At 74.0% G+C, this 12,383-nt stretch carries 12 protein-coding genes; 6 read left to right on the top strand and 6 right to left on the bottom strand.

The genetic code is table 11. The features are described from left to right. Positions 1–647: rhamnogalacturonan acetylesterase (locus A2U95_RS03480; protein ID WP_166020755.1), on the top strand; the 647-nt coding region annotated here is incomplete at its 5' end. A gap of 49 nt (positions 648–696) precedes the next feature. Then, a complete protein-coding gene (locus A2U95_RS03475) occupies positions 697–2,043 on the top strand; it encodes a pectate lyase family protein (RefSeq protein WP_166020754.1) in 1,347 nt (448 codons plus the stop codon). 483 nt (positions 2,044–2,526) lie between these two features. On the opposite strand, the gene A2U95_RS03470 is transcribed toward A2U95_RS03475, so the two are convergent. Further along, the gene (locus A2U95_RS03470; protein ID WP_166020753.1) at positions 2,527–4,170 is read right to left on the bottom strand and encodes an acyl-CoA dehydrogenase family protein; all 1,644 of its coding nucleotides are present in this window, start codon (positions 4,168–4,170) and stop codon (positions 2,527–2,529) included. Between the two features lie 120 nt (positions 4,171–4,290). Here A2U95_RS03470 and A2U95_RS03465 point away from each other — a divergent pair, with 120 nt between their 5' ends. The 4 genes from A2U95_RS03465 to A2U95_RS03445 all read left to right on the top strand — a co-directional run bounded on the left by A2U95_RS03465 (position 4,291) and on the right by A2U95_RS03445 (position 8,127). After that, positions 4,291–5,532 carry a YihY/virulence factor BrkB family protein gene (locus A2U95_RS03465; RefSeq protein WP_206282811.1) on the top strand — a complete coding sequence of 414 codons (1,242 nt, stop codon included), beginning with the start codon at positions 4,291–4,293 and terminating at the stop codon, positions 5,530–5,532. A gap of 10 nt (positions 5,533–5,542) precedes the next feature. Further along, positions 5,543–6,472, top strand: coding sequence for a homocysteine S-methyltransferase (gene mmuM, locus A2U95_RS03460; RefSeq protein WP_206282810.1), 930 nt, complete (start codon positions 5,543–5,545; stop codon positions 6,470–6,472). 167 nt (positions 6,473–6,639) lie between these two features. After that, on the top strand, positions 6,640–7,230 hold the full coding sequence (locus A2U95_RS03455; protein WP_166020752.1) for a TlpA family protein disulfide reductase: 591 nt from the start codon (positions 6,640–6,642) through the stop codon (positions 7,228–7,230). Positions 7,231–7,578: 348 nt separating this feature from the next. Beyond that, positions 7,579–8,127 (top strand): DUF1697 domain-containing protein, encoded by a 549-nt coding sequence (locus A2U95_RS03445; protein ID WP_166024777.1) that lies wholly within the window; start codon positions 7,579–7,581, stop codon positions 8,125–8,127. A 14-nt stretch (positions 8,128–8,141) separates the two neighbouring features. Here A2U95_RS03445 and A2U95_RS03440 read toward each other — a convergent pair whose 3' ends face one another. The 5 genes from A2U95_RS03440 to A2U95_RS03420 form a co-directional block, all read right to left on the bottom strand. Further along, positions 8,142–8,591, bottom strand: coding sequence for a hypothetical protein (locus tag A2U95_RS03440; protein ID WP_166020751.1), 450 nt, complete (start codon positions 8,589–8,591; stop codon positions 8,142–8,144). A 122-nt stretch (positions 8,592–8,713) separates the two neighbouring features. Then, positions 8,714–9,472 carry a sirohydrochlorin chelatase gene (locus A2U95_RS03435; protein WP_166020750.1) on the bottom strand — a complete coding sequence of 253 codons (759 nt, stop codon included), beginning with the start codon at positions 9,470–9,472 and terminating at the stop codon, positions 8,714–8,716. Positions 9,473–9,484: 12 nt separating this feature from the next. Beyond that, positions 9,485–10,411: an ABC transporter permease gene (locus tag A2U95_RS03430; RefSeq protein WP_166020749.1), complete on the bottom strand. Its 927-nt coding sequence runs from the start codon at positions 10,409–10,411 to the stop codon at positions 9,485–9,487. Continuing rightward, on the bottom strand, positions 10,398–11,189 hold the full coding sequence (locus A2U95_RS03425) for an ABC transporter ATP-binding protein (protein ID WP_166020748.1): 792 nt from the start codon (positions 11,187–11,189) through the stop codon (positions 10,398–10,400). The genes A2U95_RS03430 and A2U95_RS03425 overlap by 14 nt, the downstream gene beginning before the upstream one ends. A gap of 67 nt (positions 11,190–11,256) precedes the next feature. Beyond that, positions 11,257–12,360, bottom strand: a complete 1,104-nt coding sequence (locus A2U95_RS03420; protein ID WP_166020747.1) for an aliphatic sulfonate ABC transporter substrate-binding protein — start codon at positions 12,358–12,360, stop codon at positions 11,257–11,259. Positions 12,361–12,383 lie beyond the last annotated feature (23 nt).

Genomic DNA, 12,383 nt, shown 5'->3' with positions numbered 1-12,383 from the left:
GGGGCATGGCCCTGCCGTTCTTCCTCACCCCGCGCCTCACCGTCGCCAACCACGCCGTCAACGGCCGCAGTTCCCGCAGCTTCGTCGAGGAGGGGCGGCTGGACGCGATCGCCGGCGTGCTGCGCGCGGACGACGTCCTGCTCGTCCAGTTCGGCCACAACGACGCCAAGGACGACGAGCGGCACACCGACCCCTGGACCTCCTACCCCGATTACCTGCGGCGGTACGTGCGCACGGCCCGGGAACACGGGGCACGGCCCGTGCTGCTCACGTCCGTCGAGCGCCGCCGCTTCGACGCGCACGGCACCGCCGTGCCCACCCACGGGGAGTACCCGGCCGCCGTGCGGGCCCTGGCCGCCGAGGAGAAGGTGCCCCTCGTGGACGTCCAGGCCGCGAGCCTCGCCCGGTGGCAGGAGCTCGGGCCGGAGGGCACCGAGGAGCTGTTCCTGTGGCTGGAGCCCGGCGAGGCGCCCGGACACCCCGACGGCGTCCGGGACAACACCCACTTCCGCCCGGCGGGCGCGATCGAGGTGGCCCGGACGGTGGCGCGCGGGCTGCGGGAGCTCGACGCGCTCGCCCCCTTCGACGTCCGGCGGCTCGAGGACCCGGTGCCCCCGGAGTGGATCACCTGGCCCGCCGCCGACTGAACGACGACCCACCACCCCCCGTTCCCCTCCGCTTCCCTCAGGAGCCGCAATGCGCCGTCAGTTGTGTCATGCACGCTTCACCAAGGCAGCCGTCGTCGGCTGCACCGCGCTGACCCTGGCCGTGACCTCGGCGGGCGCCGCCGGGGCCGCCCCGGGCAAGGCCGGCCCCGCCCGGCAGGTCCTCCCGCAGAACGACGGCTGGGCCGCGGCCGACGGCGGCACCACCGGCGGCGCGGCCGCCGACGCCGCCCACGTGTACACCGTCGACACCTGGGCCGAGCTCAAGGCGGCCGTCGGCGACGGCGACGGCACCCCCCGCGTCATCCGGGTCAAGGGAACCCTCGACGCCAACAGCGACGCCGAGGGTAAACCGCTGAGCTGCGCCGACCACGCCACGGACGGCTACACCCTGGAGGGCTACCTCGCCGCCTACGACCCGGCCACCTGGGGCACCGCCGAGCCGTCCGGGGCGATGGAGGACGCGCGCGTCGCCTCCGCCGCCCGCCAGGCCTCCCGGATCCGGCTGGACATCGGGTCCAACACCACCCTCGTCGGCGTCGGCGACGACGCCCGGCTGCTGGGCGCCAACGTCCAGATCCGCGGCGTGGACAACGTCATCGTCCGCAACCTCACCTTCGAGGACACCTTCGACTGCTTCCCGCAGTGGGACCCGACCGACGGCGACGAGGGCGCCTGGAACTCCGAGTACGACAGCCTGGTCGTGCACGGGGCCACCCACGTGTGGGCCGACCACAACACCTTCACCGACGGCCGCCGCCCCGACGCCGCCCAGCCGCGGTACTTCGGGCAGCTCTTCCAGCAGCACGACGGACAGCTGGACGTCGTGCGCGGGGCCGACCTCGTCACCGCCTCCTGGAACGTCTTCGCCGACCACGGCAAGACCATCCTGATCGGCAACAGCGACGGCGCGGGCGCCACCGACAGCGGCAGGCTGCGCGTCACTCTGCACCACAACCTGTTCCGGGACACCGGGGAGCGCACCCCGCGCGTCCGCTTCGGCCGGGTCGACGTCTACAACAACCACCACCTGGTCAAGGACGCCGAGGCCTTCGGCTACGCGTACGGCGTCGGCCGGGAGTCGGCGATCTTCGCCGAGAAGAACCACTTCACCCTGCCCGCGTCCGTCTCCGCCGGTGACGTCCTGCACAAGTGGAGCGAGGCGCCGATCACCGCCGAGGACAACTTCGTCAACGGCGCGGAGGCCGATCTGATCGCGGCGCACAACGCCGAGAACCCGCACGCCCTCCTCCGGCCGGACGCGGGCTGGAGCCCGGAGCTGCGGGCGCGGGTCGACGAGACCGGTGACGTGCCGGGCCTCGTCCGCCGGTGGGCCGGAGCGGGACAGCTCGACGAACGCGAGCCCCGCGAAAGCTGACCCCCACGAGCGCCGGTCCCGTGCGGGCCACGATCCCGCACGGGACCGGCCCCGCACCGCCGCCGCCCCCGCGCGGACCTCCTTCCCGCGCGGGACGCGGCGCCGTGCGGGTTCCCCGGCGCCGGGCCCGGACCCCGTGCGGGGGGCCCGGGCCCGGTGGGGGACCGGCCCGTGCGGGGGCCGGTCCCGGCGAGGGGCCGGTCCGCGCGGGGAGGCCGTCCCCGCGCGGACCGGTTCGCCCGGCCACCGATTCCGACACGGACCCCGCCGCGACGGCGGGCCGAAGCCCGACACCCCAGGAGGCACCCTTGACCGCCCCGGACGCTCCCCCCCCCCCGACATCCCCCTGCACGCGGCCGGCTGACGCGCCCCGGGCGGCGCCGCCCGGCGGCCGGCCGGCCCGGGCCGGGTTCTGACGCCGCGGGCCGGCGGCGGTCCCGGGCGGCGCCAGGTCGACACCGGCCGGGACAGCCGGGGAGCGCGTCAGGCGACCGGCCGGGCCCGCTCGACGACCTCCGCCAGGTGCGGCGAGTGGGGCAGGGTGCCGAACGCGGAGCCCCGGTCGCCGCCCAGCCGGGAGGCGCAGAACAGGTCGGCGACCGCCGGCGGGGCGAACCGGACCAGCAGGGAGCCCTGGAGGACCAGTGCGATCCGCTCCACCACCCGGCGGGCCCGCGCCTCGGCGCCCTCCATGTCGGCCAGCTCCGTCAGCAGCTGCTTGATCGCCCCGTCCAGCCGGTGGTCCGCGCCGCGGGCCCGCCCGACCTCGCGCAGGAGGGCGTCCAGCGCGGCCGGCTCCCGGCGCAGCGCGCGCAGCGCGTCGAGCGCCTGGACGTTGCCCGCGCCCTCCCACACCGAGTTGAGCGGGGACTCGCGCAGCAGCCGCGGCATGCCGGACTCCTCGACGTAGCCGTTGCCGCCCAGGCACTCGGCGGCCTCGGCCACCAGCGGCGTGCACCGCTTGGTCACCCAGTACTTGGCCGCCGGGACCGCCAGGCGCAGCAGGGCCCGTTCGCGTTCGTCATCGTGGTCCTGGACGGCGTCGTAGGCGGCCGCCAGCCGGATCGCCAGGGCGGTGGCGGCCTCGGACTCCAGTGCCAGGTCGGCCAGCACGTTGCGCATCAGCGGCTTGTCGATCAGCAGTCCGCCGAAGGCCTCGCGGTGGGCGCCGTGGTGCACGGCCTGGGCGACGGCCTGCCGCATCAGGGCGGCGGATCCGAGCACGCAGTCCAGCCGGGTGGCGGCGACCATCTCGATGATGGTGCGCACCCCGCGGCCCTCCTCGCCGACCCTGCGGGCCCAGGTGCCGTCGAACTCGACCTCGGCGGAGGCGTTGGAGCGGTTTCCCAGCTTGTCCTTGAGCCGCTGGATGCGGAAGACGTTGCGGGTGCCGTCCTCGAGGACGCGCGGCAGCAGGAAGCAGGTGGGGCCCTCGGCGGTCTGCGCCAGCACCAGGAAGCCGTCGGACATCGGCGCGGAGCAGAACCACTTGTGGCCCGTGAGCTCGTAGGCGCCGTCCTCGGCCAGCGGCCGGGCGACGGTGGTGTTGGCGCGGACGTCGCTGCCGCCCTGCTTCTCCGTCATGCCCATTCCGAAGACGGCGCCGGGCTTCCCGGCGGCGGGGGCGAGCGCCGGGTCGTAGAGGGTGGAGGTGAGGCGCGGCTCCCATTCGGCGGCGAGGGCCGGGTCGGCGCGCAGCGCGGGGACGGCGGCGTGGGTCATCGACAGCGGGCAGCCGTGTCCGGCCTCGGCCTGCGACCACACCAGGAATCCCGCCGCCCGCCGGACGTGCCCGCCGGGGCGGGTCCAGGCGGCGGTGAGCTGGGCGGAGATCCCCTTGCGCATCAGCTGGTGCCAGGACGGGTGGAACTCGACCTCGTCGATCCGGTGCCCGTAGCGGTCGTGGGTGCGCAGCTTGGGCGGGTTCTCGTTGGCCAGCCGTCCCCAGTCCTGCACCTGGGCCGATCCGGCGCTGCGGCCGAGGCCGGAGAGTTCCCGGCGTGCCTCGTCGAGCAGTTCGGGGTCGAGGTGCCGTTCCACGGCGTCGGTCAGCGCGCGGTCCGCGCTGTACACGTCGTACCCGGTCAGGGGCGGAGGCTGATTCGTCACGGAGTGCGTTGCCGGCATGGGCGGGAACCTACCGTGCCGGGCTCCGTGTTCCCAGGGCCTGCGCCGGGCGGCCCTCGTGACGTCGCCGCCCGGCCCCGGGATGTCAGGGACGCGCCGCGCTGCCGTTACCTTTACCCCGTGCAGGCAGCAAGTGAAAACTCCGACGAGCCCTCCGGCGGCCGCCTCCACCGGGCCCGCGTCCTCTACCGCAACGTCTCCAAGCGCCGGACGGCCTGGCTCCTGCTGAAGGACACCGTCAACTCGTGCATGGAGTACCGCATCCTCGGCCTGGCCGCCGAGGCGGCCTTCTTCACCCTGCTCTCGGTGCCGCCGCTGCTGCTCAGCCTGGTCGGGCTGCTCGGTTACGTGGACGCCTGGACCGGCGCCGAGACCATCCAGGGGGTGGAGCGCAACATCCTGGAGGCCTCCCGGCGGGTCCTCACCGACCGGGGCGTGACCGGGATCGCCCAGCCGATCCTCGACGACGTCACCTCCGGCGGCCGGCCCGACGTGATCTCGCTGGGCTTCCTGCTGGCCCTGTGGTCCGGGTCCCGCGCGGTCAACGTCTTCGTCGACACCATCACGGTGATGTACGGCCTGGACGGGGTGCGCGGCATCGTCCGGACGCGGCTGATGGCGTTCCTGCTGTTCGTCGTGGGGCTGCTGATCGGGTCGGTGGCGCTGCCGCTGATGGTGGCCGGGCCGGACGTGGTGATGCGGATCCTGCCGTGGTCGGAGACGCTGGTGCAGCTGCTGTACTGGCCGGTGGTGATGGTGCTGTCGGTGGTCTTCCTGACCACGCTGTACCACGTGTCGGTGCCGGTGCGTTCGCCGTGGATGGAGGACATTCCGGGGGCGCTGGTCGCCCTGGGCATGTGGGTGCTGGGCAGCGCCCTGCTGCGGCTGTACCTGACCTCCACCATCGAGGGGCCGACCATCTACGGCTCCCTGGCGGCGCCGGTGGCCATCCTGCTGTGGATCGGCGTGTCGGCCTTCGCGGTGCTGGTCGGGGCGGCGGTCAACGCCGCCATCGACCGGGTCTGGCCGGCCGCCGCCACGGCCGCGGCGCGGGAGGCCAACGAGCGGATGCGCAAGGCGCAGATCGTCGAGTACGTCGCGCGCACCACGACGGTGGGCGCCACCGACGACGACCCGGACACGCCGTCGGAGTTCCCCGAGCGGTGGTCCCGCTTCCTCCCGCCGGAGGACGTCACCGGACGCCTGCTGCGCGCCCACGCGCGGCACGCGGCGAAGGACGGGGGCGCGGGGAAGGGCACGGTGAAGAACGGCAAGGGCCTGGACGAGACGGTCAAGGGCGACGCCGAGGCGGTGCGCAACAACGAGGCCGTCAAGAACGGACTGGCCGACCCGGGGTCGTAGGCTCGGCGGCATGAGCGATGCTGTGACCACGCGTTTCTCCGGGGCCCTCGCCTCCGTCCCCGGCGGGCTGGTGCTGGACGGCGGCATGTCCAACCAGCTGGAAGCCGCCGGGCACGACCTGAGCGACGAACTGTGGTCGGCGCGGCTGCTCGCCGAGCGGCCGGAGGCGGTCGTGGAGGCCCATCTGGCGTACTTCGAGGCGGGTGCGGACGTCGCCGTCACGGCCAGCTACCAGGCCACCTTCGAGGGGTTCGCCCGGCGCGGGATCGGCGAAGGGCGCGCGGCCGGACTGATGGCGCTGAGCGTGGAGCTGGCCCGGGAGGCGGCGCGGCGCGCCCGTGCGCGGGGCGTGGACCGGGAGTTGTACGTGGCGGCCTCGGCGGGGCCGTACGGGGCGATGCTCGCCGACGGCGCCGAGTACCGGGGGCGGTACGGGCTGGGCGTGGACGAGCTGGAGCGCTTCCACCGGCCCCGGCTGGAGGCGCTGGCCTCGGCGGGGCCCGACGTGCTGGCGCTGGAGACGGTTCCCGACGCGGACGAGGCGAGGGCGCTGCTGCGGGCGGTGCGGGGGCTGGGGGTGCCGGCCTGGCTGTCGTACACCGTCGACGGCGGCCGCACCCGGGCCGGGCAGCCGCTGGAGGACGCCTTCGCGCTCGCGGCGGACGCGGAGGAGATCGTGGCGGTGGGCGTCAACTGCTGCGCGCCCGGGGACGTCGCGGCGGCGGTGGCGACGGCGGTGCGGGTGACGGGCAAGCCGGTGGTGGTCTACCCGAACAGCGGCGAGGCCTGGGACGCCGCCGCCCGCGGCTGGACCGGCGGCTCCGCCTTCGACCCCGGTGCGGTCACCGCATGGCGCGAGGCGGGGGCGCGGCTGGTCGGCGGCTGCTGCCGGGTGGGACCGGACGCGATCGCGGCCGTCGCCCGCGCGTCCCGCTCCTGACCCCGCCCGCGCGTCCCGCCCTTCCGGCTTCCGGCCCGTGCCCCGCCGACGGCCGTCCCGGCCGACGGCCGCACGGTACAACGACGGGGCCGCGGCCCCTCGGACGTCCCGCGGCGGCCCCGGGGGCGGTGCCGGGTCCCGGCACGAGCCGTGCGATGCCGCCCGTCATGAACTCCGTGCGGATCACACGGGCCGTCCTGGCGGTCACGACGGCGGTCGGAAGCCTCTCGCTGGGCGCGTGCGCGACCGGGGCGGACGGCACGGAGCAGGGGACCGCCCCCGGGAGCGCCGTCGTCGGCGTGACCATGGTCCCCGAGGGGGAACGGCGCCCCCTGGGCGAGATCCGGGGCGAGACCCTCGACGGCGGGAAACTGGACGTCGCCGACCACCGGGGCCGGATCGTCGTGCTCAACGTCTGGGCCTCGTGGTGCGCGCCCTGCCGCGCCGAGGCGCCCCACCTCGCCGACGTGGCCGAGGAGACGAGGAGCGAGGGCGTGCGCTTCGTGGGCGTCGACACCCGCGACACCAGGCGCCTCGCCCTCGCCTTCGAGGAGGAGTACGGCGTCCCCTACCCGAGCCTGTACGACCCCGACGGCCGCCTCGTCCTGTCCGGTTTCCCGAAGGGGACACTGCACCCGCGGGCGGTGCCCTCCACGGTGGTCGTCGACCGGGAGGGGCGGATCGCCGCGCGCGCCATGGGGGAGCTGTCGCGGGAGGACCTGCACGGGATGATCGACCCGCTGCTCGCGGAAGGCTGAGGCGCCCGCGCCCACGGCCCGGGCCGGGCCGGGCCGGGCCGGGAGATCGTCCGCCGCTCCTCCCCCTGCGCGTCCCGTCCCCCTTCCCGTGCGCCGGAACGGAGAACGGGCCGGCCCCGGGGACCGTCCCCCGTCCGGCCCGCCGGCCGATGGTCCTACGCGGCCATCGCCTTCTCGATGTCCTCCAGCACCGACACCGCGGCCGGCGCCCCGCGCGACGTCGTCACCGCCGCCCTCGTCAAGGACCTGTACGGCATCGACGCCGACATCCTCGCCGCCCCCGGCGACGGCTCCCCCGTCGTCGTCCCCACCGCCCGGGCTCCGCCCCGCCGCCGTAAGGTGACCGCCATGACGACCTATGCGGCGCTGCTGCGCGGAATCAACGTGGGCGGCGGCCGGAAGCTGCCGATGGCCGAACTGCGTTCCCTGCTGGAGGAGCTCGGGCACGGGGACGTGCGGACGTACCTGCAGAGCGGCCAGGCGGTGTTCACGACGGAGCGCGGGGACGAGGACGCGCTGGCGGCGGAGCTGACGGAGGCGCTGGAGAAGCGGTTCGGGTTCACCTGCGAGGTGCTGGTCCGCGACCACGCCTACCTCGCCGGGATCGTCGCCGCCTGCCCGTTCCCCGCCGCCGAGCTGGAGGGCAGGCAGCTGCACGTCACCTTCCTCGACCGCTCCGTCGACGAGGCGCGCTTCGCGGCACCGGACCGCGAGGCGTACCTCCCGGAGGAGTTCCGCGTCGGCGACCGCGCGCTCTACCTGTACCTGCCCGACGGCATGGGCCGCTCCAAGCTCGCGGAACACCTCGCCGGACCCCGCCTGACCAAGGGCCTGGTCGCCACCACCCGCAACTGGAACACGGTCCTCAGGCTGACGGAGCTGACGGCGGCTCCTTGAGGGGACCGGCCCCCTCAGTCCGTCTCCGGCACCTCGAAGTTGGCGGCCACCCTCATGCCGCCCACCTCGTGGGCGACCAACAAGTACTTCCCCGTGGCGTCCAGCCAGTCGTAGATCCGCTCCGCCACGTCGCCGGCCTCGCTCCAGAGCGAGATCACGTCGAGACTGACCGGCACCACCTCATAGGCGTCTCCCGGTTCCGGTTCCTCCACATACAGCTTCAGACTGACGTCGTCGTCCAGGAAATGGTAGTTGTACCAGCTCGGCACCCGTTCGTCCTGGGAGCCCGGGCAGCTCTCGGTGGGCACCCTCAGACCACGCCCCACATCACTCCACAACTGGTCGCCGAACCGCTTGCCGTCCCAGCCCGACCAGTTCTCCCAGGCGCCCTCCACCGGCCCGATGTGCAGGTAAAAGTCGCACTTGAACCCGGAATGGGTGCCGAACCGCTTGAAAGTGCCCATGGATGTCTGTTCCGTTCCGTCCCGCCCCACGAAGAGGCGCGAGTTCGTGTGGGCAGACACTGTCACGGCCGGGTGACGCGCCCGCAGGGGTTTTCCGCGCCCGCGGGGCCTTCGGGACGCCCCTACGCCCCGAGCGCCCTCACCGCCGGGAGGCACGCCGCGTCGTACCGCGTCAGCAGGAGGCGGGCCACCTCGGGGGCCGGGCCCAGGACGTCGGCGAGCACGTCGGCGGAGGCCGCGGCCGCGCCGGCCGCGATGCGGTCGGGGAGGCGGCCCGGGGCGAGGACGTAGGGGGCCACGGCCACCCGCTCGCATCCCGCGGCGCGCAGCTCCCGCACCGCGTCCTCGGTGCGGGGGAACCCCTCGGGAGATGCCGCGGAGGCGACCGCGGGCCGCACGGCGCACCAACCGGTGTGCCGCCACTCCCGCGCGATGTCAGCGATCACCGCGATCGCCTCCGGGTCGGTGGAGCCCGCCGAGGCCAGGACGACCCCGGTGGCGGACCTGTCGGCGGGGGTCAGTCCCGCCTCGTACAGCCGTCGTTCCAGCGCCGTGAGCAGCAGCGGGTGGGGGCCCAGCACCTCGGCGGTGCGGATCCGCAGCGACGGCGGGGCCTGGCGCAGCACGGCCGGGATGTCTGCCTTGGCGTGGAAGGCCCGGGTGAGCAGCAGCGGCTGGGCGACCACCTCCCGGACCCCCTCGGCGGCCAGCGACTCCAGCGCCCCGGTGACGGAGGGCAGGTTGAAGTCGAGGAAGGCGGTCTCCACGCGCAGTCCGGGCCGCCGCTCCCGCACCCGCTCCACCAGTGCGTGGACGGTGGCGGCGTGGCGGGGGTCGCGGCTGCCGTGGGCGACGACGAGGAGGACGGGGGCGTGGTGCATGACGGGAATCGCTCAGCTCTTGACGAGGAGGCCGCGGCCGCGCAGGATCCGCCGCTCCAGGGGACTGAAGATCAGCAGGTCGATGGCGATGCCGACGACCAGGATCAGGATGATGGCGAGGAAGACCAGGGACATGGAGGAGGCGTTGCGGCCGTTCTCCAGCAACTGGCCCAGTCCGATGCCGAGGTCGGGCGAGGAGGCGATGATCTCGGCGGCCATCAGGGAGCGCCAGGAGAACGCCCAGCCCTGCTTCATGCCGGCCACGTAGCCGGGCAGCGCGGCCGGCATCACGATGTGCCAGGCGCCCTTGAGGCCGGTGGCGCCGAGGGTGCGGCCGGCGCGCAGGAACAGCGGGGGCACCTGGTCGACGCCGGAAACCAGTCCGTTGGCGATGGACGGCACGGCGCCGAGCAGGATCACCGCGTACATCATGGAGTTGTTGAGGCCCAGCCAGATCACCGCGGGCGGCACCCAGGCGACGGAGGGCAGCGACTGGAGTCCGGAGAGGATGGGTCCGAGCGCGGCGCGGACGAACCTGACCCGGGCGACCAGCAGTCCGAGCGGGGTGCCGATGGCGAGGGCGAGCAGGAAGCCGAGCAGGCCGCGGGAGACGCTGGTCCAGATGTAGCCGAGGAGTTCGCCCTGGAGCCAGGACTCCTCGATCTCGGCCCAGACGTCGGAGGGCGCGGGCAGCTTGGTGGGGTCGTCGACGATCCTCAGGGTGACGAGGAGCTGCCAGACGGCCACCACCAGCAGGACGGCGACGACGGGCGGGAGGACCTTCTGCAGCAGCGTCTGCCGCAGCGGGGTGCGCCGGGGCTCCACCGACTCCAGGGCGTCCAGACCGGCTTCGAGCCCGGCGGTGTCGTCCGCCGGCCGGCCCCCGTCGCCGCCCTCCACGGCGTCCTTGGCGGCTGTCGAGGTGTCAGTGCTGGCCATGTCGGCGGATCTCCCCACGGAGTTGTTCGGTGATCTCTACGGACAGCTCCGCGACGGCGGCGTCCTCGATGCGGCGCGGGTGCGGGATGTCGACCTGCCACTCGTGGGCGATGCGGCCGGGCCGGGAGGAGAGCAGCACGACCCGCTGCGCGAGCCGCACCGCCTCGCGCACGTTGTGGGTGACGAAGAGGACCGACAGGTCGGTCTCCCGCCAGATCCGCGTGAGTTCGTCGTGCAGCACGTCGCGGGTGATGGCGTCGAGCGCGGCGAACGGCTCGTCCATCAGCAGCAGCCGGCTGTCCTGGGCGATGGCGCGGGCGAGCGCCACGCGCTGGCGCATGCCGCCGGAGAGTTCGTGGACGCGCTTGCCGTAGGCGCCCTTGAGCCGGACCAGTTCGAGGAGTTCCTCGGCCCGGTCGCGGCGAAGGCTCTTGTCGACCCCCCTGAGCTTCAGGGCGAGTTCGATGTTCTTCCCGGCGGTCAGCCAGGGGAACAGCGCGTGTTCCTGGAACATCAGGGCGGGGCGGCCGTCGGTGGTGATGGCGCCCGAGGTCGGCCGGTCGAGGCCGGCGACCAGGTTGAGCAGGGTGGACTTGCCGCAGCCGGAGGCCCCGAGGAGGGTGACGAACTCGCCGGGGGCGACGTCGAGGCTGATGTCGTCCAGGACGAGCTGGGTTCCGGCGGGCCCGGCGAAGGACTTGGAGACGTGCTCGATGCGCGCGGCGCTGCGGACGTCGGTCCGGGTGTCCTCGGCCGTGGCGAGGGTGATGGTCGCCATGGTCACCTCCTGGGGGGAACTCACGGATGGGTGTGGTCGTTCGGCGCGGCCGGCGGTGCGGCCGCGGTCAGTCGGTGCCGAGGCCGGCGTCGTCGACGGCGGGCTTGCCGGCCTTCCTCAGGACCTTGTTGAGCAGACGCAGGTCGTAGATGCCGTCCAGCCGCGGGTCCTCGAGCAGGCCGGAGGCGACGGCGTGGTCCGCCTGGGCGTCCAGGGTCGCGGCCAGCGGGTCGTCGGTGATCCGGATGGACTCCCATGCCGGGTCGAGGACCTCGGCGGGCAGTGCCTTGCCGGAGTCCAGCTCGAGCTGCGCGTTGGCGGCCCGCTTGGCCTCGTCGGGGTGGGCGTTGATCCACTCGTTGGTCTCGACGGAGGCCCGCAGCACCGCCTCGACGGCCTCGGGGTGTTCGGTGAGGAACTCCTGGGAGACGACGATGTTGGTGATCACGAACTTCTCGTCCGGCCAGAGGCTCGCCTCGTCGAGGATCACCTTGCCGCCCTCGGCGACCAGCTTCGACGCGGTCGGTTCGGGCACCCACGCGCCGTCGATGGAACCGGACGCGAACGCTCCCGGGGTCACCTTGTTGTCGGACCGGACGACGGAGACGTCGCCCCTGCCGCTCTCGGCGTCGACCTTCCAGCCCTGCTCGGAGATCCAGTGGAGGAAGGCCACGTCCTGGGTGTTGCCGAGCTGCGGGGTGGCGATCCGCTTGCCCTTCACGTCCTCGAGCGACCCCACCTTGTCCGGGTCGACCACCAGCTTGACGCCGCCGGAGGCGGAACCGCCGACGATGCGGAGGTTCTTGCCCTGGGATCTGGTGTAGCCGTTGACGGCCGGGGAGGGGCCGATCCAGCCGATGTCGATGGAGCCCGAGTTGAGCGCCTCGATCGCGGAGGGTCCCGCGTTGAACACCTGGTAGGTGGCCTGGGTGCCGCCGAGTTCCTTCTGGAGGAATCCCTTGTTGTTGGCGACCAGCGCGGTGGCGTGGGTCAGGTTGCCGAAGTATCCGATGCGGACGGAGTCCAGGCCGTCGGTCTTCCTGCCCTGGGCGACCGCGTTCTGCGCGTCGCCCTTCGCCTGGGAGCCGTAGCCGCAGGCGGCGAGCGCCAGCAGCGGGAGCACGGCGACCGCGGCGATGCCCCGGCGGGTCAGGGAGCGGATGGCAGGCACGGGAGGGTGTCCTCTCGGTGGCC

Source organism: Streptomyces chilikensis, from assembly GCF_001642695.1.
Taxonomy (GTDB): Bacteria; Actinomycetota; Actinomycetes; order Streptomycetales; family Streptomycetaceae; genus Streptomyces; species Streptomyces chilikensis.
Note: the sequence above shows the minus strand (reverse complement) of the source record. Positions and strands in the feature narration are given on the sequence as shown.

What these genes read in the sequence shown, in the direction of transcription:
- A2U95_RS03445 (WP_166024777.1), top strand. Translation starts at nt 7,579, where the DNA reads ATGACGACCTATGCGGCGCTGCTGCGCGGAATCAACGTGGGCGGCGGC.
- A2U95_RS03440 (WP_166020751.1), bottom strand. Translation starts at nt 8,591, where the DNA reads ATGGGCACTTTCAAGCGGTTCGGCACCCATTCCGGGTTCAAGTGCGAC.
- A2U95_RS03430 (WP_166020749.1), bottom strand. Translation starts at nt 10,411, where the DNA reads ATGGCCAGCACTGACACCTCGACAGCCGCCAAGGACGCCGTGGAGGGC.
- mmuM (WP_206282810.1), top strand. Translation starts at nt 5,543, where the DNA reads ATGAGCGATGCTGTGACCACGCGTTTCTCCGGGGCCCTCGCCTCCGTC.
- A2U95_RS03425 (WP_166020748.1), bottom strand. Translation starts at nt 11,189, where the DNA reads ATGGCGACCATCACCCTCGCCACGGCCGAGGACACCCGGACCGACGTC.
- A2U95_RS03455 (WP_166020752.1), top strand. Translation starts at nt 6,640, where the DNA reads ATGAACTCCGTGCGGATCACACGGGCCGTCCTGGCGGTCACGACGGCG.
- A2U95_RS03435 (WP_166020750.1), bottom strand. Translation starts at nt 9,472, where the DNA reads ATGCACCACGCCCCCGTCCTCCTCGTCGTCGCCCACGGCAGCCGCGAC.
- A2U95_RS03475 (WP_166020754.1), top strand. Translation starts at nt 697, where the DNA reads ATGCGCCGTCAGTTGTGTCATGCACGCTTCACCAAGGCAGCCGTCGTC.
- A2U95_RS03470 (WP_166020753.1), bottom strand. Translation starts at nt 4,170, where the DNA reads ATGCCGGCAACGCACTCCGTGACGAATCAGCCTCCGCCCCTGACCGGG.